At 38.9% G+C, this 16,277-nt stretch carries 12 protein-coding genes; 7 read left to right on the top strand and 5 right to left on the bottom strand.

Going from position 1 to position 16,277, the window contains the following annotated elements; translation table 11 throughout:
• Positions 1-152 precede the first annotated feature (152 nt).
• On the bottom strand, positions 153-1,646 hold the full coding sequence (gppA, locus tag GQR55_RS04330; protein WP_166419579.1) for a guanosine-5'-triphosphate,3'-diphosphate diphosphatase: 1,494 nt from the start codon (positions 1,644-1,646) through the stop codon (positions 153-155).
• A gap of 43 nt (positions 1,647-1,689) precedes the next feature.
• On the bottom strand, positions 1,690-2,967 hold the full coding sequence (gene rhlB / locus GQR55_RS04325) for an ATP-dependent RNA helicase RhlB (RefSeq protein WP_024598841.1): 1,278 nt from the start codon (positions 2,965-2,967) through the stop codon (positions 1,690-1,692).
• Between the two features lie 91 nt (positions 2,968-3,058).
• On the opposite strand from rhlB, the gene trxA reads away from it, so the two are divergent.
• Positions 3,059-3,385: a thioredoxin TrxA gene (gene trxA / locus GQR55_RS04320; protein ID WP_002960942.1), complete on the top strand. Its 327-nt coding sequence runs from the start codon at positions 3,059-3,061 to the stop codon at positions 3,383-3,385.
• Positions 3,386-3,572: 187 nt separating this feature from the next.
• Positions 3,573-4,832: a transcription termination factor Rho gene (gene rho, locus GQR55_RS04315; protein ID WP_166419578.1), complete on the top strand. Its 1,260-nt coding sequence runs from the start codon at positions 3,573-3,575 to the stop codon at positions 4,830-4,832.
• 215 nt (positions 4,833-5,047) lie between these two features.
• Here rho and GQR55_RS04310 read toward each other — a convergent pair whose 3' ends face one another.
• A complete protein-coding gene (locus tag GQR55_RS04310) occupies positions 5,048-7,879 on the bottom strand; it encodes an ATP-binding protein (protein ID WP_166419577.1) in 2,832 nt (943 codons plus the stop codon).
• Positions 7,880-7,955: 76 nt separating this feature from the next.
• On the opposite strand from GQR55_RS04310, the gene GQR55_RS04305 reads away from it, so the two are divergent.
• Positions 7,956-8,528 (top strand): DNA-J related domain-containing protein, encoded by a 573-nt coding sequence (locus tag GQR55_RS04305; protein WP_166419576.1) that lies wholly within the window; start codon positions 7,956-7,958, stop codon positions 8,526-8,528.
• A gap of 22 nt (positions 8,529-8,550) precedes the next feature.
• Here the strand turns inward: GQR55_RS04305 and dbpA are convergent, their stop codons facing one another.
• Complete coding sequence (gene dbpA, locus GQR55_RS04300) at positions 8,551-9,939, bottom strand: ATP-dependent RNA helicase DbpA (RefSeq protein WP_007580581.1); 1,389 nt, start codon at positions 9,937-9,939, stop codon at positions 8,551-8,553.
• 191 nt (positions 9,940-10,130) lie between these two features.
• On the opposite strand from dbpA, the gene GQR55_RS04295 reads away from it, so the two are divergent.
• The 3 genes from GQR55_RS04295 to GQR55_RS04285 all read left to right on the top strand — a co-directional run bounded on the left by GQR55_RS04295 (position 10,131) and on the right by GQR55_RS04285 (position 14,828).
• Positions 10,131-12,221 carry a TonB-dependent receptor gene (locus GQR55_RS04295; RefSeq protein WP_166419575.1) on the top strand — a complete coding sequence of 697 codons (2,091 nt, stop codon included), beginning with the start codon at positions 10,131-10,133 and terminating at the stop codon, positions 12,219-12,221.
• A 180-nt stretch (positions 12,222-12,401) separates the two neighbouring features.
• Positions 12,402-13,802 (top strand): M20/M25/M40 family metallo-hydrolase, encoded by a 1,401-nt coding sequence (locus GQR55_RS04290; protein ID WP_166419574.1) that lies wholly within the window; start codon positions 12,402-12,404, stop codon positions 13,800-13,802.
• A gap of 84 nt (positions 13,803-13,886) precedes the next feature.
• Positions 13,887-14,828, top strand: a complete 942-nt coding sequence (locus GQR55_RS04285) for a tetratricopeptide repeat protein (RefSeq protein ID WP_166419573.1) — start codon at positions 13,887-13,889, stop codon at positions 14,826-14,828.
• A 75-nt stretch (positions 14,829-14,903) separates the two neighbouring features.
• Here GQR55_RS04285 and GQR55_RS04280 read toward each other — a convergent pair whose 3' ends face one another.
• Entirely contained in the window at positions 14,904-15,809 is a 906-nt protein-coding gene (locus GQR55_RS04280; protein WP_166419572.1) for a DUF808 domain-containing protein, read from the bottom strand.
• Positions 15,810-15,953: 144 nt separating this feature from the next.
• Between GQR55_RS04280 and GQR55_RS04275 the strand changes: the two genes are divergently transcribed.
• Positions 15,954-16,235 (top strand): MliC family protein, encoded by a 282-nt coding sequence (locus GQR55_RS04275; RefSeq protein WP_166419585.1) that lies wholly within the window; start codon positions 15,954-15,956, stop codon positions 16,233-16,235.
• Positions 16,236-16,277: the final 42 nt, after the last annotated feature.

Genomic DNA, 16,277 nt, shown 5'->3' with positions numbered 1-16,277 from the left:
GCGTTTCCCGTCTCAGTGGGGTCGCATTATAGGGAGATCCGAAAACAGATCAACCCTTTTTTGAAGAAAACTTGAAATAAAGTACTGTTCGCACATATTTACATCGAAATGGTTACTTTAAACACTAAAAAGGCCCTAATGGGCCTTTTTAATTAGTTTACTATGAGCTTCCACCCAAGTTTACCTTGCTGTTTAGACTCTTGTTGTAGCTCGCTGGCCATTAACGGATGATCTTTTAACCAGTTACTTTCAAACTTAAGGTCTAACACTTCATTTTTAGCAGTTAACTCAAACTTAGGCAGTACATCGTCTTGTCTGCGCATTGATAAGATGACTGCTATTCGTAGTAATCTCACTATATATTGCGCTAATAGACTATTTACGCCGAGTGAATTAAAACAGCCTTTTGGAAAATCTGAACGATGCGCATCTGCTACCGCTACTATTAATTTATGCTCTGACTGTGAAAAACCAGGCATATCGGTATTTTCCAAAATATAAGCGGTGTGTTTATGGTACTGCTTATACTCTATTAGTAATCCAATCTCATGAAGCTGCGCTACCGCTTTTAAAAGTGGTAACCCATTTAAGCTTTCAATTGGCCAATCTTTATCAATACTTACCGCTAACTGCATAGCCAAGCTTGAAACTCGACACGCTTGTTTTTGATCAACGTGATAACGACTCATAAACCCATCAACTGTGCGTTTACGAATGTCGTTATTATGAAACTCCGGAACCATACTATACAAAACACCTTCACGTAGTGCTCCACCCGCCAATCCCATTTTTTCTATTTCAAGAGATTCAAATAGTGCGATTAAGATAGCGAGTCCTGATACAAATACCAGTCGACGGTCTTCACTTAATCCAGGAAGGTCTAGCGCTGCAATAGTGCTAAATGCAATTGCTTGCTCTTTTATAGTGTTTAGCTTTTCAAGTGTGAGTAAGTCGTCAAGATTTTGAGCGACCATAATTTCTTGAATTGCTTGTACTGTACCAGAAGCGCCTGATGCAATTTGCCACCCAGCAGTTTTATATTCAGGAGAAATTTCATCAATAACTAGGCGCGCTGCCTTTATGGCTGCGTTAAAGTTACGCTGACTTAATTGGCAATCTTTAAAGTAGCGCTCAAGATAGGTAACACACCCCATATTGAGGCTTTTGTAATGTAAGGCATCAAATGCTTTACCAATTACAACTTCGGTACTTGCACCACCAATGTCAATAACAAGCTGTTTGCCAGTACAAGATGAAGTATGAGCAACACCTTTATAAATTGTGCGCGCTTCTAATTCTCCGCTAATAACATTAATGTTATGGCCAAGAATCTTTTCTGCATGATTTTTGAATACTTCGGCGTTAGTTGCCAATCGTAAGGTAGCGGTTGCTACTATGGTGATGTTTTTATCTGGGATATCTTGTAGACGCTCAGCAAAAAGGGCAAGGCATTCCCAGCCTCGCTGCATTGCTTCAGTGCTCAATACGTTATCTTTATCGAGCCCTGCGGCTAATCGGACTTTGCGTTTAACACGTCCAATTGTTTGTAGACCGCCAGCAATTGATTTGGCTATAAGCATATGAAAGCTATTTGAGCCTAAATCAATAACTGCGTATACATTTTTTTGCGGTTTAAGTTGCCCCACCGTTCAAAAACCTCTAGTTACTACTACTTATACAAACGGTCGCTTACGACCGTCCTTTTTGGTAACTATTATTTGGGCGACGTCCGCTGTTATTACTGCGATTACGTGGACCATTTGAATAGTTGCGCTTTCTTTGAATAATAGGCTGAGTTAAATCATCTAGCAATGCTGTTTTATCATAATGCGATAAAGGAATGCTGTGCTCTATATATTCTTCAATTTCATGCAGGTTATATGCATATTGCTCACATGCAAAACTAATTGCGTGGCCTGATGCACCAGCACGGCCAGTACGACCAATACGGTGAACATAATCTTCGCAATCGTCAGGTAGGTCAAAGTTAAATACATGACTTACTTCAGGGATGTGAAGACCACGTGCTGCAACATCGGTTGCAACTAAAAAGTCTAAGTCGCCTTTGCTAAACTGCGCTAATATAGTTTGGCGTTTTTTCTGGTTAACATCACCAGTAAGCATACCAACACGATGACCGTCTGACTTAAGCCAAGCATAAACTGTTTCACAACTGTGCTTGGTATTTGCAAACACGATTGCTTTCTCTGGCCATTCTTCTTCAATTAAGGTTAACAACAGCTTAATTTTATCTTCTTGCGAAGGATGAAATAGCTCTTCTTGAATACGTTTACCCGTTTTAACGTCAGGTTCAATTTGAACATGCTCTGGGTTTGTCATGTGTTCAAACGCTAACTCTTGTACGCGATACGATAATGTGGCAGAAAATAATAAGTTTAAACGCTTTGATGTATCTGGCATACGATCGAACATATAGCGAATATCTTTGATGAAACCTAAATCGAACATACGATCAGCTTCGTCAAGCACGACTACCTCAATTTCATTAAGGGTGTAACAGCCTTGCTTATACAGATCTATTAGGCGACCTGTAGTACCAATTAAAATATCAACGCCTTTTTCTAGTTGTGCACGTTGTTTTTCGTAATCTTCGCCACCATATACTAAACCTAAGTTAAGATTACAGTGCGGCGCTAAAATTTTAGCATCTTTGTGTATCTGAATCGCAAGCTCCCGAGTAGGGGCCATGATCAGGGCTCTTGGATGTTTACTAGGTGCTTTGCTAGATTGTAATAACCGATGGCACGTGGCAGTTAAAAACGCCAACGTTTTGCCTGTACCAGTTTGAGCTTGGCCCGCGATATCGCGTCCATCACAAATAAAAGGTAGGCATTTTGCTTGAATAGGTGTGCAATATTCAAACCCATTCTCGGTTAAACCGGCAACCACTTCCGGTGCGATAGCAAAGTCTGAAAACTTTTTATCGGTTAAATGTGTCTTAGTCATAGCGTTTAAGCATAACGTTTAAACTTGCAATAAGAAACAAGAGTGTTTAAATACGCACTAAATATTTCGCCTAACTAAATCGGAGAGCGCAATGAGCGAGAAAATAATCCAAATTACTGACGATAGCTTTGAAGCTGACGTATTACAATCAGACAAACCAGTACTAGTAGATTTCTGGGCTGAATGGTGTGGACCTTGTAAAATGATCGCCCCTATTCTTCACGAAGTTGCTGATGAATACGACAGCCGTGTGACTGTTGCTAAATTAAACATTGACCAAAATGCTGGCACACCGCCAAAATTTGGTATTCGTGGTATCCCTACTTTACTTCTTTTCAAAGATGGCCAAGTAGCTGCAACGAAAGTAGGTGCGCTTTCAAAAACTCAACTTATCGAGTTTTTAGAAAACAACATCTAACTGTAAGCTAGAACAATAAAAAAGGGCTTTTTGCCCTTTTATTAAATTTATTTTGTATAAAGACTGGACGCTTTGCCAGTGAACTGCTAGTTTATAAAGACAACTAATCCTTAGTTATATTCAACAAACCTCACTCAACGATCAAAGCGATTTTGAGTATGACAACTGTAATAAAGAACCCACCAATATGCATTTACGCGAATTAAAAGACAAGTCCATTAAAGAACTTGTAGACTTAGCTGAGTCCATGGGGCTCGAAAACGTAGCCCGCTTAAGAAAGCAAGATATCATTTTTGCTATTCTTAAATCCCATGCCAAAGGCGGAGAAAATATCTTCGGCGGCGGTGTATTAGAGATTTTACAAGATGGTTTCGGCTTTTTAAGATCATCAGAAGCCTCTTACTTAGCTGGCCCAGATGACATTTATGTTTCACCTAGCCAAATTCGCCGTTTCAGCATGCGTACTGGCGATTCAATTTCAGGACTTATTCGTCCACCGAAAGATGGCGAACGTTACTTTGCTTTACTTAAAGTAAATGAAGTTAACTTTGATAAACCTGAAAACTCTCGTACTAAAATTCTTTTCGAAAACTTGACGCCGTTACACGCTAACGAACGTTTTCGCATGGAACGTGGTAACGGCAGTAAAGAAGATATTACAGCCCGTGTACTTGATTTAGCATCTCCTATTGGCCGCGGCCAACGTGGTTTGTTAGTAGCGCCGCCAAAAGCGGGTAAAACAATGCTACTTCAAAATATTGCGCAATCAATTACGCATAACCATCCAGATGCAACATTAATGGTATTACTGATTGATGAGCGTCCGGAAGAAGTAACAGAGATGCAGCGCCTAGTTAAAGGTGAGGTTATTGCATCAACGTTCGATGAACCAGCTTCTCGCCACGTACAAGTTGCCGAAATGGTTATCGAAAAAGCAAAACGCCTAGTTGAACACAAAAAAGATGTTGTTATCTTATTGGATTCAATCACTCGTTTAGCACGTGCTTATAACACCGTTATTCCTTCATCAGGTAAAGTACTTACTGGTGGTGTAGACGCTAATGCATTACACAAACCTAAGCGCTTCTTTGGTGCTGCACGTAACGTTGAGGAAGGTGGTAGCTTAACAATCATAGCTACAGCGCTTATCGATACTGGCTCTAAAATGGATGAAGTTATCTACGAAGAGTTTAAAGGTACTGGTAATATGGAATTACACCTTAACCGTAAAATTGCGGAAAGACGTGTATTCCCAGCTATCGACTTTAACCGCTCAGGTACTCGTCGTGAAGAATTACTAACAAAACCAGATGAGCTTCAAAAGCTTTGGATTTTACGTAAAATTGTTCATGACATGTCAGAAATTGATGCTATGGAATTCTTAATCGATAAATTATCGATGAGCAAAACCAATGATGAATTTTTTGATTCGATGAGACGCCAATAAACGCGTTTTAATTGAATAAAAAAAGCGCCTTAGGCGCTTTTTTTGTGTCTGGATTAAATACAGTTTAGCTTTCATACCAATTCCATTAAGTATGTGATCTAAATTTTACGCCGAAAAAATAATTCAGTTCTAGGCGTAAATTGATGTAAATGGTTGTTCCCTTTGCGAAATTTACAACAAAGAAATGGGTTGTTTTAGCAAGTAAAATAGATCAGCTATTTATTGGAATTAGTATCATTATACTTTTTTAGTACGCTCTGCAGCGAAGTAACTAACGTTTTAAAGTCATCCCCACTACTCTTTTGGGTTCTACGTATAAGTGCTCTATCTAAACTTTTTGCTGATTGCGCAATTTCATCTAAGCCAAACATTTGCGCTGCTCCTAATATGCGATGACTATCTTTTTGTAGCGCATCTAAATCCTCGCTTATAAAATGCTGAGTAATTGTTTCACTCTCTAAAGCAAAGCTTTGCTTAAAGCTAATCACGAGATCGCTCATATCAACTTCACTTTGCTTTGTAATTGGCTGATTCTCTGCGCTATTGAGGTGATTAGAAAGTGCTTTATAAAATGACTCTTTGTCGATCGGTTTACCTAAGTAACCAGTAAATCCAAGCTCTAAATAACTATCTACTTCATGGCTCATAGCATTTGCGGTTAAAGCAAAAATAGGCCGTTCAAAACCACATTTTTTTAATAGTGTAAAAGCAGAACGCCCATCCATCACAGGCATTTGAATATCGAGTAAAACTAAATCCGGATACTCTTGTAAGCACTGCTCTACCGCTTGCTCACCATTCTCAACAGCAATAACCTCCAGCCCCATTGAGCGTAAGTAGCGGCTTATTAACCTACGATTGTCAGGATGATCTTCTGCAAGTACAACCCGACCTGTTAATTGTTTATTTGCCTTAGGAGTACTTTGAGTTTCAATCATGCTTTGCGATTTATTTACTTCTGCACAGGGTAAGAAGAACGAGAATTGACTGCCTTTTTTATATTCGCTTTGTACGCTTATATAACCGCCCATCATAGAGGCCAATTGTTGCGATAAGCTAAGGCCTAAGCCCGTACCACCAAAACGGCGGCTAATGCTATTATCAGCTTGGCTAAAGCATTCAAAAATAAGCTTTAACTGTTTAGAGCTCATACCTATACCGGTATCTTTTACAATAATAACTAGCCCCTGCTCACTCTTATTTAAAGCAATAATGATCTGCCCGGAATGAGTGAACTTAATAGCATTTGCACATAAGTTTATCAGAATCTGCTTTACGCGAATCAAGTCGAGCTTAGTGTAAAACTCATTACCTACTTGATTGTCTAAAATAAGGTGTAGATTTTTTGCTTTTGCTTGGGTGATAAACATTGCGTGCACGTCATTTACAAGCTCTACAATATCAAAGCACGAAATATTTAACTCTAATCTATTGGCTTCAATCTTACTTAAATCGAGTACGTCGTTTATTAAGCTTTTTAAATGATCGCTATGGCGCTGAATTACTCTTAATTCATCTTTAAGTGACTCCGGCTCATATAATTCGTTAATTAAAGCATCTGTTTGCCCTAAAATAGCCGTTAGTGGAGTGCGGATTTCGTGGCTAATATTAGCCAAAAACTGGCTTTTAACATCATTGGCTTCCCTTAGCTCTTGTGCTATCGCCTGTAACTCGGCAGTGCGCTGCGCAACTTGCTCTGTTAACTGCTGCTTAGCGCGTTTTTCTGCACCACGACGATAAAGCGCAATACCTGTTACAACAACTAAAAGTAACAGTAAAAAAGAGAATAAAGTAAGCTGGGAACGCTGCGACATTTTTAGCTTTTGCACACGGCGATCTTGTTTAAGTTTTTCTATTTCTTGGTTTAATTGCGTTGCTTTAAATTGGTTTTGAAGAACTGCTAACGCATTGATAATTGCCGTACTTCTAAGTTTTCGTTGCTCACTAATATACTTTTGTTGCAGAGCCATAGCGCTTGAATAATCACCTTTACTAGCCTCAAGAAGTGCTTTAGCGCCTAAGCTCTCCCTAATTATTCGCTCACTGCCATATTCATGCGCAAGTAAAATAGCTCTATCTAAATTTATTTGAGCCTCTTCTAAATCTCCCTTAACAAACTGAATTTTAGCCAGCGCATGCAGCGCATTGAGCTCTAAATTATGGTTATCTATTTTAAGCGCATAGTATTCACCTAATTTAGCCTGCTCGTATGCTTCATCAACTTTTTTCAATACTAAATTAGTATTTGCTAAATTAGTATATTGTGTAGATAACTTATTATAATCATTGGCTGAAATATAATAACGCAGCGCTAACTGATAGTAATGTAGTGCTAAATCAAATTGGTTACTCTCCATATGAGCAACACCCATGTTGTTATATACCTGCGCAATACCGCTTTTATCATCTAATCGCTGATAAACCTTAAGTACATCTTGATAAAGCCCAAACGCACTATCGTAGCGTGATAAACGTATATAAACACCTGCTATATTAAGCAATATATCGGTTTGATCTTGTTCACTACCGTGTGCTTCGTAAATAGCTTTTGCTTTTAAATAAAACTCTAGGGTATCGCCTAGCTTATTCATATTAAAATAAGCCAAGCCAATATTATTTAGTAAATTTGCTTGTTCGAGTAATTGTTCATTTTTTTCAGCTAATACTAGAGTGCGGGTATATTCAATAATAGCTTTTTGAAATAAGCCTTGATAAAAAAGCACTACACCTTGCATTTTAATTGCACGAAAGTGCTCATCAGGAAAGAAAGTATCTGAGGTATGTTGTTCTAGTAATTTAAAATAGTGTAAAGATTCTTTAAAATTATCAGCCGATAACGCACTATTACCCAATGCAGAATAAACAGCGACACGCTCTTTTCTGGAGATGTTTTTATTAGTGAGTAGCGTGTTTGCTAATTGTAATTTAGGCTCCCACTGCACTTCGTTTTTGAATTGCTCAAATAGCGAATCAGTATCTTGGGTATAGCCAGGAGCTATTAATACACAGCATATAGTAAATAAGAGGCATTTAAACTTGCCCAGCATAATTTTAATCCTTCAAACCGTTACTTATATCAGTGTAATCTTTATTGAAGATACACCAACTACTAGGGCCTAAACAATGCTTAACCCACTGATTGATGAGATTTTTGAGCTAATATTAACAAAGCAGGTTTGGCAAGTTCATACTTTAGCAGCAGAACTAACAAACCGCAGCGCAATAACAACACTCGATAAAAGCCCTGAACGTGATTTATTTAAACGCAACTTTTTAATTATGAATGCATTGTACCAACTGCAGGAACAATTACGTCCTCAGAGTTTACTCATTTCAACTCTGCATATCGAGCTTTTAGAAAAAGGAGCTAATAGTTTAGTAACAACAAGTGAAAATTTGCGAGATTATTATTTAGATTGGCTAAATTACGATACCAGTGAAGAGCAGATTGATACGCTTTTAAATAGCTTTTGGCGTCAGTTTAAAATGATATCGCCACAACAGACTTTAAACGAAAGTGAATTTAAAGAGTTGGCTTTAGAATGGAAGTTACCTGAAAATTTTACGCTTAAAAACCTTCAAAAACGCTGGCGACAACTAGCATTGAAAATGCACCCAGATAAACCAAATGGGTGTGAAGTGAAATTTAAAAAAATAAAATTACAATACGAGCAGCTAAAGGTAGCTGCTCGCTAATTTGTTAATTTAGCCTTTTAAATTAACGAGTAAGACGACGTGCGCGTATCTTACGCCCTTTAATGTTGCCTTCGGTTAATTTACGAAGCGCAGGTTTTAATGAGTTACGCTCAACAGCAACAAACGCTACGTTATCAAGTACGTTAATTTTACCTACCTGACGGCCTGCAACCCCATCTTTACCCGTTAAAGCACCTAAAATATCACCTGCGCGTACTTTTTGCTTTTTACCTGAATCAATCATCAAAGTAACCATTTCAGGTCGGTACGGCGGTTTATCTAATAAATTAAACGGTGGCATTTGTTCTGGCGTAATATCGCGCTCGTAATGCTCCCCTATTTGAGCAATTTTAAACGCTTCTGCTTCACCATAAATAGAGCATGCAATGCCCTTTTTACCAGCGCGACCAGTACGACCAACGCGGTGAACATGTGTTTGCGTGTCATGTGCTAAATGGTAGTTAATAACCATATCCATGTCATCAATATCTAAACCACGTGCTGCAACATCGGTTGCAACAAGTATTGAAGCACTTTTATTTGAAAAATGGATTAGCGTACGCTCACGATCACGTTGTTCTAAATCACCATGCAGCGAAACGGCGCTAAAGCCTTCGTCAGCTAGATCATCACACACTTGTTGTGTTTCTACTTTAGTATTACAAAATACAACACAGCTTTGTGGCGTAAACTTAAGTAGCAATAATTTAAGCGTTGGGTAGCGCTGCTTATTATTATCCATTTTATAGAAGTACTGCTTAATTGTACTTTTGGCTTGTTCTTCTTCTACTTTGACCATTTCTGGATTTTTAAGTACACGCTTAGCAATTGCTTCAATTGCTCTTGGGAATGTAGCACTAAATAACAGTGTTTGACGGTTTTGTGGAATACGCTCAATAATTGCATCAAGTGTGTCTTGAAAACCCATATCAAGCATTTGATCGGCTTCATCAAGCACCAATGTTTCAACATCGTCTAAACGCAAAGTACCTTTACGAATGTGGTCATCAACACGCCCAGGTGTGCCAACAATAATATGTGCACCATGTTCAAGTGAGCCAATTTGAGGACCAATTGATACACCACCGCATAGCGTTAATATTTTAATATTGTGGATACCGCGCGCTAATTTGCGCATTTCAACCGCAACCTGCTCAGCAAGCTCTCGGGTTGGGCATAAAACTAACGACTGAATACGAAAGCGTTTTACGTTTAATTTAGCGAGTACGCCCAAACTAAACGCAGCAGTTTTACCTGAGCCGGTTTTTGCCTGAGCAATGATGTCTTTACCAGCAAGTACAGGCGGTAAACTTTGCGCTTGTACAGGTGTCATGTGGGCATAGCCAAGTGTTGATAAATTATCAACGAGTCCAGCTGGTAAAGCCAAAGATGAAAAAGCAGTTGAAGTCACAGTAAGTTCCATAGCAATAAAAATAACATGGGGGAAAGCCCCACTAAATATGTTGCTAATAATAGCAGAATTCGCAATTGGCAACCATTAACAAACACACTATAAAGCATGTTAATAAAAGATGTTGAAAATGATAGTGATTTGCATTAGGATCTCGATTGTTTTTTACATAACTGCGCTGGAAGCAATCAATGAAACTGAATTCTCTTTACATAGCACTATTGGCAAGCATTACAACAAACGCATATGCAAACTCTACCGACCTTGAACGTATAGAAGTAAAAGGTAGCTACTTTAACGATTACAAAGTAGATAACGCTAATGGCGCAATGAGAACGTCAGCTTCATTACTTGAAACCGCACAATCTGTAACCGTAATTACAGATACTATTGTTAACGAACAACTCGCCACCACGCTTGGCGAAGTGCTAACAAACGATGCAAGCTTAACTGCAGGTTCACAGCAACGAAACCGTGAAGTATTTAACTTACGTGGGTTTGAGCTAAGCTCATCGACAGGTTATTTACGCGACGGGCATCAACATTGGTCGCACTATCAGCAACCAATCGAAATTTTGCAACAAGTTGAAGTAATTAAAGGCCCATCGAGCATTTTATATGGTCAATCAGGCCCGGGTGGCTTGGTGAACATGGTAACCAAAAAACCAACTGCAACGACATTATTTAATGCCAGTGCCGATGTGGATCAACATGGTTCAACGCGCTTTATGGTTGATGCTGCCGGTGCCTTGACTGAATCTGAAGATTTACGTGCTCGTGGCATTTTAGTCAAGCAAGACGTTGATTACTGGCGTGAATACCAAAACGGTGAAAACCGCGAGCGTGACCGCTTTTTAGGCGCTTTAGTTGTTGATTACGATATTAGCGACAACGCATTAGTACGTGTGCATTACGACCGCACAGACGACGAAGCAGGTTTAGATACTGGCGCATGGATAGACGATAATGCCAATGTAATTGGTGATGATAAAACAATCCGTGATATGTCTTGGGCGTTTACCGACATAACCGTAGAAAATCTAGGTGTAGACCTAGAAGTATTTTTAGCCGATAACTGGCAAGTAAAGCTTGGCTATAACGAACAAACGTTTGAACGCCAACGCTTTGAGTCAGCACCGAATATGCCGGGTGGTTTTACTGAAGGCGACAGCTATGAATCTCGCCCTTACGATCGTTTTGATGATTGGCAGTTTAAAACCGCATTTATTGATTTTATTGGTGAGTTTGAAACCGCGGGCTTACAACATCAGTTTTTAATTGGCGCAAACTCGCTTGATTACTACTACGGGCAATTACGCACAGCACTGCCTAAAGAAGAATACCTTTACTATTCAGCAGGTCAAGACGAATCATCTCGTCCATCAGTAAGCTATAAAACAGATGATACAATAAGCGAAACTGAATATGACTACTACGGTATTTACGTTCAAGACTTAATTTCGTTCTCACCAGAGTGGCAATTATCGCTAGGTGGCCGTTACGATAAACAAACACGAGAAGATGCAGATAACGAATCATTTGTACCAAAAGTAGCCGTGCTTTATCACCCAAATGCTTCTGCAACTATATACGCTAGTTACTCAGAAGGTTTCGAGCCTCAAGGTAGCGAAACATTAATTGATGAAACAGATGTAAATAACGGTATGAAATTAGATGCTATTACATCTGAGCAAAGAGAAATTGGTATTAAATGGCAGTTATTTGATGACCGCTTAATGCTTACCAGTGCTATTTTTGATATTAGCAAAGAAGGTACTCTTGTTAGCGAACAGCTTGAGACGCCTATTGGCTCATTCACAAGTGAAACAAACCAAGTAGGTGAACAACGCCACAAAGGCTTTGAAATTGCAGCTCAAGGCGCTGCAACAGATCGTTTATTTGTAATGGCATCTGCAATGTATTTAGATGCTAACTATGAAAGAGCGAATGAGGATCTGCAAGGCAAACGTCCTGTTGATGCCCCTAAATGGTCTGCTTCTTTGTGGACTCGTTATGAACTAAACGATGCGATTGCTTTTAACGCTGGTGCTTTTTATGAAGGCGAGCGCTTTGCAGATAGCGATAATACAATTACTAAAGATGCATATACACGTGTTGATGTAGGCGCCACTTATAAGTTTAACTTAAGTAATACCGATATTAACCTACGCCTTAACGTTGAAAACCTATTTGATACTGATTACTTAGGTGGTGGCGGTAACGGTAACGTAACTGTTGGCGAGGGCACAAATCTTCGTTTGGCTGCGCAATTTAGCTTTTGATTAAACGCTTACAATAATAGTTTTAAAATATAGCCCGCGTACATTTACGCGGGCTTTTTTATATCTAAACGTTTATACCTAACAGTATTAAACCTATTACAAAGTCTATTCATCTCATCTATTTTTTATCGTGTTTATTACATGCTCTAATAGGGTTAATTATTAAAAAGGCCCACCAAAATGAAAAAATTGATTACTGCACTACTGTTTACCAGCAGTATGGCTGCAAACGCTAACAGCGCCGAATTCACCCAAAAACAATTACAACAAGTAGACGAAGTACGCACTTCTGCTCTAAAAAGTGATTTAAGCTATAAATTACTAGAGTCATTAACAACTGAAGTTGGCCCACGACTTCCTGGCACCGAAAACGACAAAAAAGCGGTTGCATGGGCTAAAGCTAAATTTAATGAGCTAGGCTTTGATAAAGTATGGCTTGAAGAGGCAACGTTTCCTGAATGGCGCCGTTATAGCGAAAGCGGAAAAATACTGACTCCAAGCGAGCAACCACTGCACTTAACGGCGCTGGGTAACAGCATAAGCACGCCAAAAGATGGGATCACAGCACCAGTAGTCTTGTTCGAAACACTTGATGAGTTAATTGCAGCACCAGCAAACAGCTTAAAAGGTAAAATTGCATATATTAATTACCGTATGAACCGCGATATAGACGGCAATGGTTACGGACCGGCTGTAAAAGCACGCGGAACTGGCGCTATAGAAGCGTCAAAAAAAGGCGCTGTTGCCTACATGATGCGCTCGGTTAGTACCGGTCATCATCGTTTTGCGCACACTGGTGGTAGTTACTATAAAGAAGGTGTTAAAAAAATACCTAATGTAACCATTGCTAACCCAGATGCCGATCAAATCGCACGCTTAGTCGCTTTAAATAAAGACGTGTCGGTAAATATTAATGTGCAAACCGAAAGCCTTGGCGAAGGCACTGGCTACAACGTTATTGGTCAATTTAACGGTACTGAAAACCCTGAGCAATACGTATTAATTGGCGGGCATTTAGATTCTTGGGATTTAGGAACTGGCGCACTCGATGACGGCGCAGGCGTTGCACTAACAATGGCAGCCGCTAAGCATATTAGCGATGTAAAACGTCCTAAGCGCAGTATTCGTGTGGTACTTTTTGCAGCCGAAGAGCTAGGACTTTGGGGAGCAAAAGCGTACTTTGCACAGCATAAAAACGAGCTAAACAATATTGTTGCAGCCGCTGAGTCTGATTTTGGCGCCGATGTTGTATATGCTTTTGAATCGAACGTAAGCGCAGAGTCACTTCCTGTAGTTCGCGCTATAGCAAAAGAGCTTGCACCATTAAATGTTGAATACATTGGTAAAAACCAAGCGAATGGTGGCCCGGATCTAATTCCACTTAAAAATGTAACGTCAGCACCTATTTTTGAACTTGCTCAAGATGGAACTGATTATTTTGATTACCACCATACAGCCGACGATACCCTTGATAAAGTAACACCTGCTAAGCTTCGTCAAAATACCGCTGCATATGCTGTATTTGCTTTAATGGCTGCTGATGCTAAAACAACCATTAAGCCTAAGGCGCAAACTAAATAACCTGACATACTTACTTACAGTTTGCAGCTTTGATAAATACGCTCCTTGTTTTACCTTTAGGTAATTAAACAAGGAGCGTGCTTTATGTTACTTTTCAATACTAGCGAATCATTTCCACATTTTGCACAAACAATACGCTGTCCTCACTGCCAAAGCGACGCCTATCATTTAATAAATAAAAGCCGCTATTTACGATTTAGTATTTTGCCTATACTCGCCTTAAAATTAAATTACAAACGCGAGTGCTATCAATGCGGAAAAAGCGAACTTGTAAAAATTAAGCAGCTGCCATTAGCCGAAAAACTTAGCTTCCCAAAGTACTTTATTGGTACCTTTTTATTACTATGGTTAGTCACCTTCTTTTATCAACAGCATCTTGATACTGAAGCTCAAAAGCAAAATTACTTAAGCGCACCAAAACTATACGATACCTATTTAGTACAGGCTGACAAATTTACCCATGAACCTTGGACTCTTACAAACCTAAAAATTGCTCAAGTAATAAGTTTTGACGCGCAATTTACTACCTTTCAAGTAGGTAACTACAGCTATAAACGAAATAACAGTATTACGCTGGCAATGCGTACTAGCCAATTAGTACAAAATAACTATTTTTCAACTAAAACAATTACTCTCCCCCGCAATGAAATAAAGCGCTTATATAAAGACGAAGTTATTTACGACGTACTACGCCCTTATGCCAACAGCCTCTATGGCGGATTTGTGATGTTCCCCCCTAAACCTAAGCTACTATATAAAGGCTTAAAGCTCGATAAAAATAATCAACAAGGCATTATTTATTTTAAAGATGGATTATTTGTTGAAGCATTTGATAGCTTTAAATTAGCTGCCGAAGCGGGTTCTCAGTGGGGGCAATTAAATTTAGCGCAGATGTATCGTGATGGTGAAGGCGTTGAGAAAAATCATCACCAAGCTATTTACTGGTATAAAAAGGCTATTGAGCAAAAAAATACTAAAGCACAATTTGAACTAGAGTCTCTTTGTGAAATAGCTGAATGCGGGTAAGTCGATTAGGTAAGTTATCAATTGACTAAAAGTCGGTTTTTATAAAGCTGGCGTAATAAATACGCCAGCTATTAATTATTTTTTAAATAACTTTGTATAACCTACATGTATAAGCACAACGACTAAACCAGCAATAACACCAAGTAAACCATCAAACAAGAGAGGCGCTAATACTTCTCCTGTGCCGCCAGCAACAGACTGAGCATAGCTTGTTACATTTACTTGCGTATGATGTAATAACTCAACGCCATGTACTAAAATACCACCGCCTACTAAAAACATCGCAATAGTGCCCGCAAATGCTAAAAACTGCATTAATCTAGGTGCAGCAGCAAGTAAGCCTTTACCCAGTAACTCTTTAAATTTATTAGCAGATATTTTTGACTGATTAAGTAAATATAAACCGGCATCATCTAGCTTAACTATGCCAGCAACTAAACCATAAACGCCAATCGTCATTATAATTGCGATAACACAAAGCACTAAAGCTTGGTTAAGTAATGTAGCGCCTGCCACTGTGCCTAAAGTAATAACAATAATTTCGGCAGAAAGAATAAAATCAGTTCTTATTGCGCCTTTTATTTTTTGCTTTTCGTACTCAACTAAATCTAATTTTTCATCCTCATCTACCGCTTCATTGTGATGAGGTAAAAATTTAGCAAATACCTTTTCAGCACCTTCAAAACATAAAAACAAACCACCCATCATTAATAAAGGTGTTATTAGCCAAGGCAGCCATACGCTTATTAATAAAGCGGCTGGTACGAGTATCGCTTTATTTAAAAATGAGCCTTTTGCGACAGCCCAAACTACAGGTAATTCACGCTCTGCTGCCACACCTGTAACTTGCTGTGCGTTAAGTGCTAAATCATCACCTAATACGCCCGCCGTTTTTTTTGTTGCAACTTTACTCATAGTCGCAATGTCATCGAGTAAGGTGGTTATATCGTCTAATAAGGTTAAAAGGTTAGTGCCAGCCATAAAGCTTCCCAGCTCAAAAAATATTGCTATAAACATAACGTAAAGCGTAATTTTCACCAACGGTTAATTTTGCTTTGTTATTCTCATATAAACAAAATAGATAAGTCATCTAAAAGCAGTGGCTTAAAAGTAAATGGAGGAATGATGAAAGTATATTTGTCTATAGTGGCCGGTTTACTTAGCTTAACGGCATGTAACGACCCGCAAATAAGTACTACCTACTTATGTGACAAAAGCACTGTAAATCTCAATGTTATTAATCAGAGCAATGCTGAGCTTACTTTCAATAATCATACTTATTTACTTAATCGAGAAAGAAGTGCATCGGGTAATAAATATATAAATGAAGATGTTTTATTTTGGGGGAAAGGTAACAACGCAATGCTAATAATTGCGGGAAAAAAATACCTATGCGTTACAGAGTAAAAAATAATATATTCGATTCAATGCTGAACTAAATAAAGTAAT

Origin of the sequence: Pseudoalteromonas sp. Z1A8, assembly GCF_011378855.1 — a bacterium.
Taxonomy (GTDB): domain Bacteria; phylum Pseudomonadota; class Gammaproteobacteria; order Enterobacterales; family Alteromonadaceae; genus Pseudoalteromonas.
This window is presented reverse-complemented; position numbering and strand designations above follow the sequence as displayed.